Below are 15,971 nucleotides of genomic sequence, written 5' to 3'. Positions count from 1 at the left end.
TGTAGAACAAAAAGACAGATTCTTGTTATTTAAGAATCTGTCTTTTTTAATTAATAATGATGAATTGCAAAATAATTGAAGAACCTTGCGTTGGTGGTTGATTATCCAATAAAGTTAGCTGACCATTACTAACTTGATATAATGGTTGTGGTTGAAGTATTCCATTAATAAACAAATTAATATGGAAACCTCATCAGGAGGTAATATATGTGTTGTACCATATTGAGCTATCCCATCTGAATCTGTATATATAAGTTTTTTCTCCATCTGAAAAAGTGTAAAATAGTAAATTAGTTGTTGTTATGGGACCAATAACTCCCGTTGGACCCGTTGAACCTGTTGAGCCTGTTGCTCTGTTACTCCCGTTGGACCTGTTACTCCCGTTGTTCCTGTTACTCCCGTTGTTCCTGTTGCTCCCGTTGTTCCTGTTACTCCCGTTGGACCTGTTGCTCCCGTTGGACCTGTTACTCCCGTTGGACCTGTTGCTCCCGTTGTTCCTGTTACTCCCGTTGGACCTGTTGCTCCCGTTGTTCCTGTTACTCGCGTTGTTCCTGTTGCTCCCGTTGTTCCTGTTACTCCCGTTGGACCTGTTGCTCCCGTTGTTCCTGTTACTCCTGTTGGACCTGTTGCTCCCGTTGTTCCTGTTACTCCCGTTGGACCTGTTGCTCCCGTTGATGTTGCCCGTTAAGGACTATTTCGCCCCGTTCCTCGTTGCTCGGTCTGTATTCGCCCGGTCGTTCCTATTCCTTCCGGTGGGCCTGTTGCTCCCGTTGTTCCTGTTACTCCCGTTGTTCCTGTTACTCCCGTTGGACCTGTTGCTCCCGTTGTTCCTGTTACTCCCGTTGGACCTGTTGCTCCCGTTGTTCCTGTTACTCCCGTTGGACCTGTTGCTCCCGTTGTTCCTGTTACTCCCGTTGGACCTGTTGCTCCCGTTGGAATATAAATTGGCGGAAGAACTGGAAAGGTAGGTCCAATATTTTCAGATCTTACCATACCTTTATTCAACGATAATTTGTCATTGCGGTTCAATTTAATACCTCATTCCACATTTTTGTTTACTAATTAACAAAATATAACATCTATCATTTTGGAAAAATTCTATAACTACTTTTTCATACTAAAATGACTTTTACATATAATAAACTTTTTACCGTTGCTATAGCTAGTAGTATTAATATAATAAAATGATAGGTCCATTTCAAAATACTAAATCGGTTACGTTCTAATTTAAAAATGAGGTGATTTATATTCAAGATAAGAATGAAAAAATAAAAAAAGAACTATTATCACTGGCTCTTGAAATTATTCTTCCATACAGACTTACAGGTCCTACTGGTCCCACAGGTAATACCGGTCCCACAGGCATTACTGGACCCACAGGCATTACTGGACCCACAGGCATTACTGGACCCATTATTACAACAAACTCTATGTTCGCTAATAATACGTTAGGTGGTCCCATCTCAGTCATATTAGGTGGAACTAATATTCCACTTTCTAATAACCAAAGTCTCGGTAATTTTACAGTGAACGCTACAAATGATATATTTACAATTCCTGTTACTGGGAGATATTATTTAACCTACCAAGTTAATACGACAACTGCACTACTTGCTGGTACAAGGCTACTATTAAACTCTTCGACTCCACTTCCCGGATCTATTTTTTCACCCGCAATATCAACTTCAAATTATAATAATAATTTAATAACCAATTTAATTGCTGGTAATACAATTTCCCTTCAACTATTCGGCGTATTATCCATAGTTAATTTAGTTGGAGGTGGTTCAACAGGTGCCTCTTTAACAATTATACGAATCGATTAATAAATGATTCATTCTTTTTTATAATAAACATTCTTAGCTGCTAAAGTAGTAACTATTACGTCATTCCTAAATCTAATAATATTTCAATAATTTCACGACAGTGATTAAGCAATAAAAACAATTTGTACTATATTGATAGTAGAAATTATCTATACTAAATTTTCCGTATATATATTATCAATTTACACTTCTCCCTGCCAATGTTACATTGAGTAAGAAGACAGTTTATCAATTGCGAACCATCTCAATATGTATTTGATAAACCTACTCCAATCCTATACGCGAGAGCAATACTATGTTGACACTCAAACGAGTGTCTTTTTTTTATGAATTCATAAAATAAAACCATCTCTTATAGATGGTTTATCAACACACATTTCTTTATATCCTTAAAGTAATCGCAAGTTTATGAAGTTGGATAATAAATGGTCATACTTAACCGAGTTAGCGTTCGTCCGGAATTATAATACGAGTGCGATTTATCCGCCTTAAAGCGAATTGCATCCCCGCTATTTAATTTATATTGACAATCATTTATTTCAATTGTCAATTCCCCTTCAAACACCGTAATAAATTCTTCGGTCCCTTCTTTATGGCCTTCCGAACTTAATTTTCCTTCTGTTTCAATTTCAACCGTATAGATTTCAAAGTTCCTATCATCTTGAAAAGGAAAGGAAGGATACACTTTATATCTCCCATTGTCTTCTGATAATACTTGTACATCATTTCGTAAAACAACTTTCGTATCTGGTTGCGGATTATTGATTAAAGAAGTAAAAGACACTTTCAAACCATTAGCGATTTTCCATATCGTTGTTAATGTTGGGCTTGACTCTCCTCGTTCAATTTGTCCAATCATCGTTTTACTCACACCTGTTAATTGAGAGACCTTTTCTAAACTCATTTTCTCTTTTTCACGTATTGTTTTTAAATTTTTTGCTAAAATAAGTTGAATTTCTTCCATAAGAAACACCCCTACACTATATACAATATAACGACCGTTATGTATAATAAAAAGCACACGTTATATTGTTCTTTTCGGTCATTATAACACACACTATATATTTAGGGGGTTTTGAAATGCCTATATTTTCTTTTTTGTTATTTGTTTTTATAAGTAGCTTCACACCCGGACCTAACAATTTTTTAGCTATGACATACGCCAATCAACATGGTTTAAAAAGGAGTATGCAATTTTGTTTTGGAGTAGCTTTCGGGTTTTTCATCCTCACTTCCTTATGTAGCTTCTTTAATATTGTACTAATTAATATCCTACCCATAATCGAATTCCCTTTAAAAATTTTAGGTGTAGCATACATGCTATATTTAGCTTTTAAAATACTCACTAGTAAAACTAGTACAGATCCCGATGAAAAACATAATAAAAACTTATTTACAGTGGGGATTTTTCTTCAATTTGTCAATCCTAAAGGGATACTATTCGGGCTGACTGTAGTGTCAACTTTTATTCTCCCTTACTATAATTCATATTCAAGTTTTCTACTTTCCTCATTATTTCTAGGTGTAGTCGGGTTAATGAGCACATTTAGTTGGAGCTTATTTGGTTCCATGTTCCAAAAACTTTTATTAAAACATACTAAATCATTTAACATCATTATGGCCGTTTTATTAGTTTTCAGTGCTATTTCAATTGTAATCACTTAAATTCAAATTCTAAATTTCTTTTCTTTTTAAAAATATTGCTAAGATGCCCAATGAATTTCCCACTTACATGCATTACTTATCAATTTTCAAGGCGGGCGTCTCCTATATCTAACCTTATTCATACGAGATAAAAATTTTAAAAGAGGATTACTCATTATAAGTAATCCTCTTTTTCGGACTATTGATTTTTAAATATTCTGTTCCACTAAACTAAAATCTTTACTTAACTTCATACCACCAGCCTTTACGATCAAGATAATCTGTCATTCCTTTAAGTTGCGTATCTGAAGTTGGTTCAGAGATAAAATATGTTAAACCATCAGATTGTAAGATGAAGTTAGCTGTCATTTTTAGTGACGTTAATGCTCCCATTACATCGGGTGTTTCATATGGTGAAAAAGCTCCTGATTGAATGATATTTTTTTGGGCTGGCGGAGTTGTCCCACCAGATTGCCCCGTTAATGCATATACAATTGAATTAGCAATCTTATCTGGATCCCATTTTGCCATATCTGCTTCATTATCAATAAATCCAAGTTCAATTAAGATTGCAGGTGCTTTCGTATTCGATAACACATAAAGGTCTTTTCGTTCCTTTGCACCACGATTTGACCAGCCAATATCTTTTGAAAGTTGCGCTGCTATTTTTGCTGATAAAGCTTGTTGGTCATAGTACAAAACTTCAACACCGTTAGCTTTCGTATCATATGAGTTTAAGTGAAATGAAACTACTAAATCTACATCATGTGAGTTTGTTTTTGATACAATATTATTTAAATTTTGAGCTTGCGTTGTCCCTACTTCATCAGTATCATCATACACTGTATGCCCCAATGCTCTTAATTTAGCAACAACTGCATCCTTCACTTGGCGATCCATAATATGTTCTTTCCGATTTCCATAATTCGCACCCTGTACAATACTATTGTGACCTGCATGTAAACTATATCTAGCCATTGTTCAACATCCCCTTTTTTATTACTATATTCAAAGCTCGTCTTATTGTCCGGTCAAATATCCTGTACATCTCCAGCAAACAAAATTTGGGCACTAATCTATTTTTAAATTTTTAATTCAAGATTATTTATTTTCTAAAACAAAGATCTCATAAATACCCCAACTAATATTTTTAAGTTGCGGCATTCACGTATTTAAACTATTCATTTCAAAATCTTTTTATATTAATACACAAAAATAAGCTATAATATAAGTTTCTGTTCTTTAGAAGGGGTTTAATGGCTGATAAATATAAATTTTTGATACTCATTGTTACAGTATTTTTTTCTTTCTTTTCCTAAATAAAAGATTTCCATAACACTTCAAAAAATTTCTTTTTGGGGAGCTTTGCAATCCTAACAAGCTTTATATTATTATTAACTCACGCTTTAGAATTAACTCCAATACTTCTCTATTCAGCACAGATGGCACTTGAGATTATTACAATTCCGCGTAAATTAATACTTCCATTTGTCACTGAAGCTGCTAGTTTTTGCTAACGAGAGGTGATCAATATAAATTGGAAACAAAAATACAATCCAAAGTATCTCTTTTACCGCATGTATAGTTATATTTATAAAGCCCTTGATGATATATCATGGTCCTTAAAATAATTTAGATTGTTATGAGTACACATTTTTTGTGTGCTCTTTTCATATCCCTATAAAATAACGCTTTCATTTCAAAGTTATATTGTTATTAAATTATCTATTCTACTCCTCTTCTCTTGTTCATATGCCGAGTTGTTTATTCATAAATTAAAAATAATTGACATAACTGAATGGAGGCTAACTATGTATTTTGCAAATATTATTAAATACGGACGCGTTCCGCACTTTAACTCTAACTTCCCTTTGATTTTATTTTGGAGTCAGAAAAGTGGCTGTACTTCACTTGCACATTGGTTTTTTTATCAAATAAATTTATTTAAACAAGCCATAAAATACGATTCCTTCATCCATAATTATGAAAATGAAATATACAAAAACTCCTCCGACTACTTTATTGAACTAGCTGCGGCTTTATATACAAACGGAAAAGATTCCTATAAATTAGTAAGAAACCCCTATACAAGAGCTGTAAGTTCATTCTTTTCACTAATTGCCCCCCTCACATAGAAAACCCAGCATGGAATCCTATTCGGAATTTTTATTATGGTAATGAATTTTGTAATAAGCCTATTTCATTTAAAATCTTTCTCTACTATTTAAAAGCGCAAATGAAAGATTTACAACAAGTAGATCCACATTTAATGCAGCAATATGAACCAGCTGAGGAGGAGTTTGTTACGAAGTATATCTACCTTGAAAATTTCTCTACTGAAATTGCGCACTTAGAACAAACATATCAATTAAAAACTTCTCCTTTACACATACTAACCAAATCATGGCATCATCAGAAGGAAAGAGCGATTTTTAGAGGTGATTTTGCAGATGCTGATATTACCGATCCTTTATTCCCACGCCTCCCAACATACGATAGTTTTTATGATTATGAAACTATCCAATTAGTACAAGATATTTTTAATAAAGATTTTAGCACGTACAATTACCCATTAACTCCTTTAAAAAATAAGTGATTTTCTAATTGTAGTTTCATATATTATAGAGAAACTTAAATTCACCTATTTAAGTTTCCTCATACAACACTTTTTTGGAACAATTTTTACATCCAAAAATTACAAGTGAACGATTGGGGTCATAAAGGTGTTTTCATAACCTTACGCATGTTTTACCTTGGATGCAAGAATACGCAGGTAAAACATTTAGTGAACAACTATTTGGATAATAATGTTTACAAATATAAAAATACGGTTTCTCTTTCCTAGAGAAACCGCATCATATTAAAGTTTTTATTAAATTTTAAACTGACTCGTATACAAATCAAAGTAAAACCCTCTATCTTCCATAAGAGATTCATGATTCCCTCTTTCCAAAACACTTCCATCTTTTATAACAAGGATTTGATCTGCTTTTTCAATCGTTTTCAGTCGATGAGCGATTACGAAACTTGTTCGACCTCTCATTAAATTGTTTAGTCCTTCTTGTATTTGTAATTCTGTTCTCGTATCAATATTAGATGTCGCTTCATCAAGAATTAATATATCTGCATCTGCTAAAATCGCCCGCGCAATCGCAAGAAGTTGTTTTTGTCCTTGACTTAAATTCGATCCTTCTGAAGCAATTTTTGTTTCATATTGATTCGGTAAATGTTTAATAAAAGAATGTGCAGATGCTGCCTTAGCTGCATTGATTACTTCTTCATCACTAGCATCTAGTCGACCATAACGGATATTATCCATAATTGTCCCAGCAAATAAATACGTATCTTGTAAAACTACCCCTATTTTACTCCGCAACGAATTCATATCATACTCTTTTATATCTTTTCCATCGATATGAATTTGCCCTTGTTGTATATCGTAAAAGCGAGTTAGCAAATTAATGATTGTTGTTTTGCCCGATCCAGTTGGACCAACTAAAGCAATTGTCTCCCCTGGCTGTGCCTTAAGACTCACTTCTTTTAAAATCGTTTTATTTTCCTCATAACCAAATGAAACATTCTCGAGTGCAACATGCCCTTGTAAATTTTGTACAATGCATGCATCTTTTTTATTTTGAATTTCCGGTACTTCATCCATAATTTCAAATACACGCTCTCCACCAGCAACTGCCGCTTGAATTGTATTCATTAAAGTTGCGAATTGACTGAGTGGTCTTGAGAATTGACGAGAATAATTAATAAAAGCCGCAATGACACCTACTGTTGTCATTCCATTTAAAACCATAACTGAACCAGTCCCAATTACAAGCCCCATACCTAAGTTATTTATAAAGTTCATACTTGGAAAAATAAAAGCTGAAAATGTATCCGCCTTCGTAGCTGAAACTCTTAGTTGTTCATTAATTTTATTGAAATTTTGTACGGTTTCTTTTTCTTTCCCATATAACGTTGTAACATCCGCTCCTGTTATAGCTTCCTCAATAAAACCATTTAATTCTCCTAAATCTCGTTGACGCTTTGCAAAGTTTTTACCACTATAAGTAACTAGTTTTTTTGTAACGAAAAACATAATAGGTACTGTAATTAAAGTAACAATTGCTAAAATCCAATCTAATGCGAACATTGCAATCGTTACACCTATAAAGGTTAATGCTGATGAAATAATTTGTACAACACTTTGCGTCAACGCTTGATTCAAATTATCTATATCATTTGTAACACGGCTCATTAAATCCCCTTGAGAACGTACATCAAAGAACCGTAAAGAAAGCGTTTGGATTTTCTCAAAAATATCTTGTCGTATTTTTTGTATTGTTTTTAATGCAACATTAATCATAACAAATGTTTGTAACCATGTTAAAAACACTGTAACACCGTAAATGGCGATAAGTAACATACACATTCTTGCAGTTCCACTTAAATCTTTCGGTACAATATATTGATCTATAATTACTCCCATTAAATAAGGACCTAATAATCCAAGTAACGTCGTAACAAATACTAAAAATATAACGAACGTAAGAGCAGCCTTTTGATACCCCATATAGTTCCATACTCGCATTACTGTTCCTTTAGTATTTCTAGCTTTACCCATCTTAGGGGCTTTACGTCCACCTTTATTAGCAAATTGCCCTTGAAAATTACGCATGTTCTTTCCCACCTTCTTTATGTAAATTGCCACCTTGGGAAAGATAGATTTCTTGATATACCTCACATTGTTCTAACAATTCTTCATGTGTACCATCACCAACTAATTCACCGTTATCTAAAACGAGAATTTTATCAGCATCTATTATAGATGAGATTTTAGAGGCGATTAATAATGTTGTTGTTCCTTTATATTCTGTTCTTAATGCCGATTGAATGTTAGATTCTGATTTCGCATCAACTGCTGATGTAGAATCATCTAATATAAGAATGGATGGCTTTCTCACAAGTGCCCTTGCAATTGATACACGTTGTTTTTGTCCACCTGATAAATTCGTCGCACCTTGTGTTAAATGATATTGATATGAATCTTCCAACTTGTTAATAAACTCAGTCGCACAAGCTGATGAAGCCGCTACTTCCAGTTCGTCATTCGTTGCATCTTCTTTACCATAACGTAAGTTCTCTTCTATGCTACCTGAAAACAATAATGCCTTTTGAGGTACAAACCCGATTGAAGCACGAAGTTTTTGTAAATCGTATGCTCTAACATTTATTCCATCAATGCATACTTCCCCATGATCAACATCGTATAAACGCGGTAACAGTTTTGCTAAAGTAGATTTACCACTTCCTGTAGAACCGATAATTCCTACTTTTTCACCTTTACATATGTTAAATGAAATATCTTTTAAAACATATTCATTATTTTTCGTGTAACTATAACTAACATTTTTAAAGTCAATTTGTCCCTCAATTTGATTAGGTGCAACTGCATTTGTTTCCGTCGTAATATCAACCTCAGTATTTAAAACTTGCTGTACACGATCCGCAGATGGAAATGCTCGCGCGATTTGCATAAATACCATACTTATAGACATAAGTGACATTAAAATAATATTCAAATAGTTTATAAACGCTAAAATAGCTCCTACTTGAAGCGTTCCATCAAATACTTTTTCTCCACCAATCCATAATGTTGCGACAATCCCACCGCTTACAACTAACATAATGATTGGCATCATTAAAGAAATAAGCTGCACCGCTCGAATATTTATCTTCGTTAAATTTGTATTAACATTTCCAAACTGAGTAATTTCATATTTTTGTCTTACATACGCTTTAATAACACGTACTCCAGATAAATTTTCTTGTAGCTTTGTATTCACTTTATCTAATGCTTCTTGCACTTTTTTGAACGTTCCGCTCGCTTTACTTGCAATGAATATAATCGCAAGTAATAAAATTGGAACAACTACAAGTAATATAGGAAATAACTCGCGTGCTGTTACAAAAACAATTATTATACTTCCGATAAATAACAAAGGACCACGAACAAGTACACGTAATGTCATCGTCATCGCCGATTGAATAGAAGTAATATCATTTGTCACAATCGTTAATAATTTCCCAGTTCCAAATGAATCACGATTTTCACTAGAAAATGTTTCTATTTTCGCAAATACATCTTTTCGTATGTCTGTAGCGAAATTAACAGCTGCTTTTGTAGAATACATCATACACCCAAGTCCTCCAACTAAACCGAGTGCTGCAGCTCCTATCATAAGAAGCCCCATTTTTATTACATAATTCAAATCACGATTTGCTATCCCAACATCAATAATATGTTGCATAATAGTCGGTTGAATTAAGTCCATCGCAACCTCAAGTACCATAAATAGTGGTCCAATAATAGCGAAGAACATGTATGGTTTTAAATAATGTAATAATTTGCGAAATGATTTCATACTTCATCTCCTTTTTCCTATGAAATTACCATTTAATAATTCATACCCTCCTTACTTAAGCTATATAATTTTGAGTTTTCCAGTACTTCTATTATATTATGCAAATTAATATTTAACATTATTAAATGATAAGCATTTATGACTTTCCGGTCAATAAATGTGCTTTATATTACGCAAATAGAAAAACCGTATTCTCAAATAGAAAGAATACGGTTTTTCTATTTATTTATTAGCTTGCAAAATTCAATCTCAAATTCATTTTTTCAAGTGGACTTCATATGTATAGACCTATTTTAATAGTATGTATACTTGTATCCCCCTCAAAAATATCTATATAAACATTTAAAATTCCGTTAACACTGGGAATTTAAATCCTTTAAAATCTAGCTCTTTATTACTTCGAACCATTAAACACTTACTTGACTGTAATTCTGTAAATTGTACATCCTCAATCCCTAATTGATCTGGTGAGAAGTAAAATTCGATTTCTGTAAATCTTTCAGCGATTTCCTCGCATATTTCATCTAAAACTGGAAGTACTGGTGCAAACACTCCATATAATTTCAACATTTCATTATCTACTTCATACACAATAAGAGCATCTAGCTTCTCTGAATAATACAATTTCTCATTCCATTCCGAGTCATACATATTCAAATAAAACGAAGGGTGGAAGTTTAATGTTGCAAAATTATTTGAAAGTCTTTGGCTACTATCAATAGTTTCATGTATTAACTTTCTATCCTCTTCCATATAATAATCTAACTTTCTAAGTAAAGAATCATTATTATTCTTTTTATCATATGAAATAGTCATCAAATACTCCTGCACAACTTTAAACCCAAATGATGCATATAGTTCAGGTATTTCCGTAAACAATAAAGTACATTCACATTTCTTATCGATTTCTTCTATCATTTTACTCATTAATTGTGTCATGAGTCCTTGTCTACGAAAATTAGAGTGTGTCATTACCGATTGAATTCCCGCTGCATTTATTCTTTCACCATTTACTAGCAATGGTAGCGAAAATGCCGCAACATTTGCAATTGCTTTATCTTCTTGTAAAAATGATAAAGCTTTGTATGTATCATCCCAATAACCTCTCTCTGAAAAATCATTCAATGTTTGAATTGTAATCCCAAACACTTCTTCAAATAAAGGAAATAACTGCTCTCTTTTCGGTTCTTCTAAAAGAAGTTTTTCAAAATTTTCAACATTCCCCATGTTGTCCCTCCATACGTTAATTCCATCAAATTAGATGTAGTTGTAGAACCTACTCTTAAAGTAATAGGTCTTACCAATCAATATACTATCATAAAATATAAAAAAAAAGTCTAATTTATTTTATGTTTTGACTATTTGAAAATAAGTCGAATAAAATAATATTAGGATTTTTGAATATTAATAAGTTTGTTATATAAAAATAGTGCTTTCTAAGTCGTTTTTACTAATAGAAATGCACCATTTATAAAAAATATTTTTTTATTATTTTTTTCCTTCTAGTCTCTCCTGCGTGTTAATTTCTTCTCCCCTCATTCGCCTTTCAAATGTATTTCTCCAACTCGTAGAAAGCGCCTGTACTTCTAAAATCCTTTTTAGCCCTACTACATTTTGTTTTTCTTTATGCATGATACGATTAGCAAATGCTACCGTAACACCTTTTGGATCAGACTTCAGTAATTTTAACGTATCAGTAGGTGATACCCATCCTTCTTTTAATACGCGAAAATAAAATCCTGTATATCCTGTTTCTTGAAAATATAGTGGTAACTTTGGAATATTGTATTTCTTAGCTAATTTAAAACAAGGTTGTCTTGGTTGCGTCACTTGGACAATCGCTTCTCCAATTTGAAATGTATCACCAATACAAACATCCTCTTCACACAGACCACTAATTGTTATATTTTCTCCGAATGCTCCATATACAAGGTCTTCATTCAACTCTTTTTCCCAGTATCTATAATGTTCTCCAGAATACACACAAACTGCTTTATCTACTCCGCCATGATGAACTAAGTCCGCTTGCCCATCTCCATTAAATTTTAAAAAGGATAAAAACACTGGTTCCCTTACTTGATTCTTATTTATACCTGTATGAATTACCTTTCCGCCGTATGTAACCTCTTTTGGTAACCCTATGTTTAAAGATAGTACCTCATATACTTTATTCATCTTAATCGCTCCTCTTACTTACCCCACAATTTTTCAATAGATTAATTTATACTTTCAAACTCTCTGTCTATTTTTCATTTAAAATGACAAAAGATCAGCAAATGTAATAACCACTCAAATATCCTTGCTCCGATACTTATCTATCCTTACTTCAAAAACTTTTCAATCCCTCTCTAATAAAGTGATTATAAGCTCAACAAAATCATTGTTCAATCCAATTATTTATATAATAATGATAGGTATAACCTATCATTAAACTTGAGGTGATTCCAATCGAATTACGACAACTTGAATATTTTTTAGCTGTTTCAAAAGAATTGCATTTCACAAAAGCAGCTGAGAAATTAAATATTTCACAACCTTCTCTAAGTCAGCAAATACGTGCATTAGAACATGAAGTAGGAATGCCGCTTTTCGATCGCATTGGTAAAAGAATATCTTTAACTAATGCAGGAAGGATTTTATTATTACATAGTAAAACCATTTTTCATGAAGTCGAACAAGCTCGTTCTGCTATTCAAGATTTAAACGGGTTACAACAAGGTTCCTTAACAATAGGATCATTGTTAACCGTCGTAAATTATTTACTACCACCCGCTATTTTAAATTTTAATCAATTATATCCTAATATAGAACTCTCTGTATTAGGGCTTCGTACAGGAGATATTCGCGAAAAATTATTACAAAACGAACTTGATATTGGCATTACATTTCTCCCGGTGCAAGATAAGGAGATTATTTCTATCCCTCTATACAAAAGTGAACTTACATTAGTCGTACCAACTGGTCATCGATTAGCTGAACGTAATCATGTATCTATTGCTGAATTACAGAACTACCCTTTAATTCTATTACCTAAAAATTTCTTTTTAACCGAACTAATTACATCTCATTGTCAAAAATTCAATTTTAAACCAAAACCAATTTTAGTAATTAGTACGATGGAATCTTTAATCCAAATGGTTTCTAAAGGAATGGGAATTACAGTGTTACCAAAACCGTATATAGACTTTTTACAAAATAAAAACATTCAAGCTATTAAAATAGAAAATCCTACTCCAACAATAGAAATTGGACTTATATATAGAAAAGATAAATATATGTGTGCTGCAACTCGAGAGTTTATTGAGCAACTAAATAGAACAGTACGTTCTTTACAAAGCTAAACGAACAAAAGAGATTATCCTATAAAATCGCTTCACAACGACCTAGTAGAATAATCTCTTTTCAAAATAAAACATCATATTAAGATTCATATAGATTTCAATGTACCTTTTTAGATATTGGAATATATTTCGTGAAATATGCTCCAATTAGCAATAATACGATTGAAAACAACCAAGTAAACATACCGCCAAAGCTAAACCAATATGCAAAGAAATTTAAAATCGCAATTGCAAAGAAACAAATTGAAGGTAACGCACTCTTCAATCCTTTTACCCCTGCTTTTTTCTTTTTTCATAAGTAATATACATTGAAACGACAACAAATAAGATAAGAACAATCGGTAACATTACTTTTAGCAATGGCAATCCCTCTCGTATATACACTATTACCATTTTATCTCATTTATTCTTCTTGAATCAATTAATAGCGTTCTTCTTTCCAAAAGTCAGTATACGTTTTATTATTAAATTTCACATTCAACTTAGAAAAGGATAGGCTCTCTCCAACTTTCAATGAGTACCAGTCGTTGAATAGTGGAGATCCGAAGCAAATATTCATTGTACGGTTATGCAAATCAAATAAGACAGAATGCAAAGTTCCAAACCATTCTTCATAATTATGTACTGTCAGCCCAGTAGGATACTCTTTTTCTACTAATCCTTTTAAAGACTTCATGCTCACTAGTTCATTTTGATTTAAATATTCATACAATGTGTGATATCTGTTTGTAGATTGTTCTAATCTTCTATTATTCAATTTTTGAATAGGTAAACTAATCGCATGGTTTGTTGATACGATAAAATCATGGCTTTCCTCATCAATTGTGGTTATTGATTTAAAACCGTCAAATATTTCAATACGCGCTGCGTCTAAAGGATCTGCTACAATTAGATTAATATTACTTGCAATTGGCATTTCATCAACTAGTGATATCGCCTCCTGCACATTTTTACATTTCTCCAATAATACTCGAATTACCGCAAAACATTGTAAACCATTTAACACCGGCTTTCGTAAGCCTTCAATACTCCCTACTGGTTGACCACATGCTGAAAATGTAACAGCTAACCCATGCTCATTAACACCTTCAGTTCGACCAAAATAAAAAGTAGAAAATCCACTATGGACATACGCGCCTTCAACATGTGTAGAGCAAAAACGCATATCATCTATTTTTGGTGACAAATCATAATTTCTTAATACATATGTGTGCTTTGAATCTGTCTTTTTAGGTAATACGACACAATGACTACATCCTGCTTTTAATAGTGTTTGATAATAATACATCATATTTCTAGCAGGAATTTTCAACACTTCACAAAAACCTTCAATTTCATCATTAATTCCAGGACAATATTGATGTAATATATTTCTAGATTCTGTCCAATAATTATCTGATACTAAATGTTCTTGTTGTATAAATTGTGGAATGAGATACGGATGACTTTTCACAAACTCTCCTTGTTGCCTTCCAATATCATAATGACTTCCTTTTAATGATGAAAAATACCCCTTTACTTCATACATCATATTTCCCCCTCTCATTGATTATATCCATATCATACTAAAAGGATTTTATTCATTCTTGATGTTTTTTACTGTCTTTCAAATCAAATTTGGCTGGAATAAAGAAAACAATTCTAAAATAAAAATTAGGAAACTGTAATCATTAACAGTTTCCTAATTTACCTATACTATATTATCCCTTCCTCCACCAACGTTTCTGCAATTTGAACCGAGTTCCAAGCGGCCCCTTTTAATAAATTATCGGAAACAATCCAAAGATGGAATCCTTTTGGTGTATCAGGGTCTTTTCTAATTCTCCCGACAAATGTATCTATTTTCCCTTCTGCATATACTGGCATTGGGTACAGCTGTTCACTAGGATTATCTTGCAGTATAACACCTGGTGCATCCAGCAACACTTCTCTTATTTCTGCAACAGTCGCTTCTTTTTCAAGTTCAATATAAACCGATTCTGAATGCCCTGAAACAACTGGAACACGCACACAAGTAGCTGCCATTTTTAAATTGAGATCTTCTAAAATTTTCTTCGTTTCTTGAATCATTTTTACTTCTTCAAATGTAAAATCATTATCTGTAAATATATCTACTTGAGGCAGTACATTAAACGCAATTGGATAATGCTTTTTATCTTTTTTCACAGGTAATATCGTACCCTTAACCTCTTCACCTGCAAGCATTGACTTAGTCTGTTCTTTTAATTCCTGAATCGCATGAATTCCTGAACCTGATACAGCTTGGTATGTGGAAACAATAATTCGTTCCAATCCGAATGCTTTTCGAATTGGCTGAAGTGCCGTCACCATCTGTAATGCTGAACAATTCGGAACTGCAATGATCCCTTTATGCTTCTTTAAAGTGTGCGCATTTACTTCTGGAACAACGAGCGGTACATCATGTACCATTCGGTATTCACTCGTGTTGTCAATTACGATAGCACCACTAGAGACTGCGTGATTGACAAATTGTCTAGAAACTTCTCCTCCAGCGCTAAAAAAGGCAATATCTACACCTTCAAAGCTAGTTGTTTTTGCCTCTTTTATTATTATCTCCCGTCCTTTAAATCGCACTACTTTACCAGCGGATCGTTTTGACGAAAGCAATGTAACTTCAACTATATTAAATTGAGTTTCTTTCTCTAACAGTTCAATAATTTTCTGTCCGACTGCACCTGTAGCCCCAACTACAGCTACATGATAGCCCTTTTTGATCATCTTTT

General features: G+C 33.0%; 11 protein-coding genes and 4 pseudogenes. 5 read left to right on the top strand and 10 right to left on the bottom strand.

Annotated elements, in window-relative coordinates:
* Positions 1-46 precede the first annotated feature (46 nt).
* Positions 47-1,029 (bottom strand): annotated as a pseudogene (locus MKX31_RS10060) (DUF4183 domain-containing protein).
* Between the two features lie 209 nt (positions 1,030-1,238).
* On the opposite strand from MKX31_RS10060, the gene MKX31_RS10055 reads away from it, so the two are divergent.
* The gene (locus tag MKX31_RS10055) at positions 1,239-1,826 is read left to right on the top strand and encodes a BclA C-terminal domain-containing protein (protein ID WP_340980729.1); all 588 of its coding nucleotides are present in this window, start codon (positions 1,239-1,241) and stop codon (positions 1,824-1,826) included.
* Positions 1,827-2,232: 406 nt separating this feature from the next.
* On the opposite strand, the gene MKX31_RS10050 is transcribed toward MKX31_RS10055, so the two are convergent.
* On the bottom strand, positions 2,233-2,847 hold the full coding sequence (locus tag MKX31_RS10050; protein ID WP_098103702.1) for a helix-turn-helix domain-containing protein: 615 nt from the start codon (positions 2,845-2,847) through the stop codon (positions 2,233-2,235).
* Between the two features lie 59 nt (positions 2,848-2,906).
* Between MKX31_RS10050 and MKX31_RS10045 the strand changes: the two genes are divergently transcribed.
* Positions 2,907-3,491 carry a LysE family transporter gene (locus MKX31_RS10045; RefSeq protein WP_064474130.1) on the top strand — a complete coding sequence of 195 codons (585 nt, stop codon included), beginning with the start codon at positions 2,907-2,909 and terminating at the stop codon, positions 3,489-3,491.
* A gap of 219 nt (positions 3,492-3,710) precedes the next feature.
* Here the strand turns inward: MKX31_RS10045 and MKX31_RS10040 are convergent, their stop codons facing one another.
* Complete coding sequence (locus MKX31_RS10040; protein ID WP_064474129.1) at positions 3,711-4,448, bottom strand: N-acetylmuramoyl-L-alanine amidase; 738 nt, start codon at positions 4,446-4,448, stop codon at positions 3,711-3,713.
* Positions 4,449-4,726: 278 nt separating this feature from the next.
* Here MKX31_RS10040 and MKX31_RS10035 point away from each other — a divergent pair.
* Together MKX31_RS10035 and MKX31_RS10030 are read left to right on the top strand one after the other, a co-directional pair.
* Positions 4,727-4,987, top strand: a pseudogene (locus tag MKX31_RS10035) (hypothetical protein).
* Positions 4,988-5,281: 294 nt separating this feature from the next.
* Positions 5,282-6,066 (top strand): annotated as a pseudogene (locus tag MKX31_RS10030) (sulfotransferase family 2 domain-containing protein).
* A gap of 276 nt (positions 6,067-6,342) precedes the next feature.
* Here the strand turns inward: MKX31_RS10030 and MKX31_RS10025 are convergent.
* The 4 genes from MKX31_RS10025 to MKX31_RS10010 all read right to left on the bottom strand — a co-directional run bounded on the left by MKX31_RS10025 (position 6,343) and on the right by MKX31_RS10010 (position 12,061).
* Positions 6,343-8,139, bottom strand: a complete 1,797-nt coding sequence (locus MKX31_RS10025) for an ABC transporter ATP-binding protein (RefSeq protein ID WP_064474127.1) — start codon at positions 8,137-8,139, stop codon at positions 6,343-6,345.
* On the bottom strand, positions 8,132-9,886 hold the full coding sequence (locus MKX31_RS10020; RefSeq protein WP_088046636.1) for an ABC transporter ATP-binding protein: 1,755 nt from the start codon (positions 9,884-9,886) through the stop codon (positions 8,132-8,134). Before MKX31_RS10020 ends, MKX31_RS10025 begins: the two co-directional genes overlap by 8 nt.
* Positions 9,887-10,228: 342 nt before the next feature.
* Positions 10,229-11,113, bottom strand: coding sequence for a GNAT family N-acetyltransferase (locus tag MKX31_RS10015; protein WP_064474125.1), 885 nt, complete (start codon positions 11,111-11,113; stop codon positions 10,229-10,231).
* 261 nt (positions 11,114-11,374) lie between these two features.
* Positions 11,375-12,061: an MOSC domain-containing protein gene (locus MKX31_RS10010; RefSeq protein ID WP_088046635.1), complete on the bottom strand. Its 687-nt coding sequence runs from the start codon at positions 12,059-12,061 to the stop codon at positions 11,375-11,377.
* A 263-nt stretch (positions 12,062-12,324) separates the two neighbouring features.
* Here MKX31_RS10010 and MKX31_RS10005 point away from each other — a divergent pair, with 263 nt between their 5' ends.
* On the top strand, positions 12,325-13,227 hold the full coding sequence (locus tag MKX31_RS10005; RefSeq protein ID WP_098112022.1) for a LysR family transcriptional regulator: 903 nt from the start codon (positions 12,325-12,327) through the stop codon (positions 13,225-13,227).
* A gap of 97 nt (positions 13,228-13,324) precedes the next feature.
* On the opposite strand, the pseudogene MKX31_RS10000 reads toward MKX31_RS10005, so the two are convergent.
* The 3 genes and pseudogenes from MKX31_RS10000 to MKX31_RS09990 form a co-directional block, all read right to left on the bottom strand.
* Positions 13,325-13,587 (bottom strand): annotated as a pseudogene (locus tag MKX31_RS10000) (hypothetical protein).
* 61 nt (positions 13,588-13,648) lie between these two features.
* Positions 13,649-14,755 (bottom strand): C45 family peptidase, encoded by a 1,107-nt coding sequence (locus tag MKX31_RS09995; protein ID WP_340980724.1) that lies wholly within the window; start codon positions 14,753-14,755, stop codon positions 13,649-13,651.
* A gap of 167 nt (positions 14,756-14,922) precedes the next feature.
* On the bottom strand, positions 14,923-15,966 hold the full coding sequence (locus MKX31_RS09990) for an aspartate-semialdehyde dehydrogenase (protein ID WP_103655330.1): 1,044 nt from the start codon (positions 15,964-15,966) through the stop codon (positions 14,923-14,925).
* Between the last annotated feature and the right edge of the window lie 5 nt (positions 15,967-15,971).

This window comes from Bacillus sp. FSL M8-0063, from assembly GCF_038005545.1.
Classification (GTDB): domain Bacteria; phylum Bacillota; class Bacilli; order Bacillales; family Bacillaceae_G; genus Bacillus_A; species Bacillus_A wiedmannii.
This window is presented reverse-complemented; position numbering and strand designations above follow the sequence as displayed.

What these genes read in the sequence shown, in the direction of transcription:
- MKX31_RS10025 (WP_064474127.1), bottom strand. Translation starts at nt 8,139, where the DNA reads ATGCGTAATTTTCAAGGGCAATTTGCTAATAAAGGTGGACGTAAAGCC.
- MKX31_RS10020 (WP_088046636.1), bottom strand. Translation starts at nt 9,886, where the DNA reads ATGAAATCATTTCGCAAATTATTACATTATTTAAAACCATACATGTTC.
- MKX31_RS09990 (WP_103655330.1), bottom strand. Translation starts at nt 15,966, where the DNA reads ATGATCAAAAAGGGCTATCATGTAGCTGTAGTTGGGGCTACAGGTGCA.
- MKX31_RS10045 (WP_064474130.1), top strand. Translation starts at nt 2,907, where the DNA reads ATGCCTATATTTTCTTTTTTGTTATTTGTTTTTATAAGTAGCTTCACA.
- MKX31_RS09995 (WP_340980724.1), bottom strand. Translation starts at nt 14,755, where the DNA reads ATGTATGAAGTAAAGGGGTATTTTTCATCATTAAAAGGAAGTCATTAT.
- MKX31_RS10010 (WP_088046635.1), bottom strand. Translation starts at nt 12,061, where the DNA reads ATGAATAAAGTATATGAGGTACTATCTTTAAACATAGGGTTACCAAAA.
- MKX31_RS10040 (WP_064474129.1), bottom strand. Translation starts at nt 4,448, where the DNA reads ATGGCTAGATATAGTTTACATGCAGGTCACAATAGTATTGTACAGGGT.
- MKX31_RS10015 (WP_064474125.1), bottom strand. Translation starts at nt 11,113, where the DNA reads ATGGGGAATGTTGAAAATTTTGAAAAACTTCTTTTAGAAGAACCGAAA.